This window comes from Pseudomonas sp. NPDC096917 (assembly GCF_044762555.1).
GTDB lineage: Bacteria > Pseudomonadota > Gammaproteobacteria > Pseudomonadales > Pseudomonadaceae > Aquipseudomonas.
The window spans coordinates 1-2258 of the sequence record NZ_JBIWEO010000049.1 but is presented as its reverse complement, the minus strand read 5'-3'; the positions used below and the strand labels follow the sequence as shown (position 1 = coordinate 2258).

Below are 2258 nucleotides of genomic sequence, written 5' to 3'. Positions count from 1 at the left end.
GGCAGCACCGGTGATCATGTTCTTCACGTAGTCAGCGTGACCTGGGCAGTCAACGTGAGCGTAGTGACGAATCTTCGAGTTGTATTCAACGTGCGCAGTGTTGATGGTGATACCACGAGCTTTTTCTTCTGGCGCGCTGTCGATCTTATCGAAATCAACGATGGCCGAACCGAAAACTTCGGAGCAAACACGAGTCAGAGCTGCAGTCAGCGTAGTTTTACCATGGTCAACGTGACCGATAGTGCCAACGTTGACGTGCGGTAGGGAACGATCAAATTTTTCTTTAGCCACGACAATTAACTCCTTGCCTAAAGGACTGAACTAAATCAGCCTTGTTTTTTAGTGACAGCTTCGACGATGTGCGACGGAGCTGTATCGTATTTTTTGAATTCCATAGAGTAGCTTGCGCGACCCTGAGACATGGAACGAACGTCGGTCGCATAACCGAACATTTCACCCAACGGAACCTCGGCACGAATAACCTTGCCGGAAACCGTATCTTCCATACCCTGGATCATGCCGCGACGACGATTCAAGTCGCCCATCACGTCACCCATATAGTCTTCAGGTGTAACAACCTCTACCGCCATGATCGGCTCAAGCAACTCACCGCCACCTTTGGAGGCCAATTGCTTGGTAGCCATGGAAGCAGCCACCTTAAACGCCATCTCGTTAGAGTCGACGTCGTGGTAAGAACCATCGAACACGGTAGCCTTCAGGCCGATCAGCGGATAACCGGCAACAACACCGTTTTTCATCTGCTCTTCGATACCCTTCTGGATAGCCGGGATGTATTCCTTAGGAACTACACCACCTACCACTTCGTTCACGAACTGCAGACCTTCCTGACCTTCGTCAGCAGGTGCAAAACGGATCCAGCAATGGCCAAACTGACCACGACCGCCGGACTGACGAACGAACTTGCCTTCGATCTCACAGCTCTTCGTGATGCGCTCACGATACGAAACCTGAGGCTTACCGATGTTGGCTTCAACGTTGAACTCACGGCGCATCCGGTCAACCAGGATGTCCAGGTGCAACTCACCCATACCAGAGATGATCGTCTGACCAGTCTCTTCATCAGTTTTAACGCGGAAAGATGGATCTTCCTGAGCAAGTTTGCCCAGTGCGATACCCATTTTTTCCTGGTCATCTTTGGTCTTAGGCTCAACGGCAACCGAAATAACCGGCTCCGGGAAGTCCATACGAACCAAGATAATTGGCTTGTCAGCGTTGCACAAGGTTTCACCAGTGGTGACATCCTTCATGCCGATCAAGGCCGCGATGTCACCAGCGCGTACTTCCTTGATCTCTTCGCGAGCGTTTGCGTGCATTTGCACCATACGACCCACGCGCTCTTTCTTGCCTTTAACCGAGTTGATTACACCGTCGCCGGAGTTCAACACGCCCGAGTAAACACGGACGAAGGTCAAGGTACCCACGAATGGGTCGGTAGCGATCTTGAACGCCAGAGCCGAGAACGGCTCGCTATCGTCTGCATGACGCTCCAGCTCGATAGACTCGTCATCCGGGTCAGTACCCTTGATGGCTGGAATATCGGTAGGTGCAGGCAGGAAGTCGATAACGGCGTCGAGAACCAGGGGAACACCCTTGTTCTTGAAGGAAGAACCACAAACAGCCAAGACGATCTCACCAGCAATAGTACGCTGACGCAGAGCAGCCTTGATTTCCTCGATAGTGAATTCTTCACCTTCGAGATACTTGTTCATCAGCTCTTCATTGGCTTCGGCCGCAGCCTGAACCATGTTGTCGCGCCACTCGTCAGCCAGATCTTTCAGTTCAGCCGGAATTTCTTTGCGAACAGGGACCATGCCCTTGTCCGCATCATTCCAGTAGACAGCTTCCATGTTGATCAGGTCGATCTGACCCTGGAAGTTATCTTCAGAACCGATAGCGAGCTGGATAGGCACCGGAGTGTGACCCAGACGCTTTTTGATCTGTTCGATTACGCGCAGGAAGTTCGCGCCAGCACGGTCCATCTTGTTTACATAAACAAGACGTGGAACGCCGTATTTGTTGGCTTGACGCCATACGGTTTCCGACTGAGGCTCAACACCTGAAGTACCGCAGAACACTACAACCGCACCATCGAGCACACGCAGGGAACGCTCAACTTCAATAGTGAAGTCTACGTGGCCCGGGGTATCGATTACGTTGAAGCGATGCTCGTCTTTGTACTGCTTGGCAGAACCTTTCCAGAAGGCGGTAATAGCAGCAGAAGTAATGGTAATACCACG

Annotated in this window: 2 protein-coding genes; both read right to left on the bottom strand. The window is 51.8% G+C overall.

Annotated elements, in window-relative coordinates; genetic code table 11:
• The coding region (locus tag ACIQYF_RS23660) for a GTP-binding protein (RefSeq protein ID WP_236708176.1) at positions 1-291 on the bottom strand (291 nt) is incomplete at its 3' end.
• Positions 292-326: 35 nt separating this feature from the next.
• A partial coding sequence (gene fusA / locus ACIQYF_RS23655; protein ID WP_402866703.1) for an elongation factor G occupies positions 327-2258 on the bottom strand: 1932 nt, incomplete at its 5' end.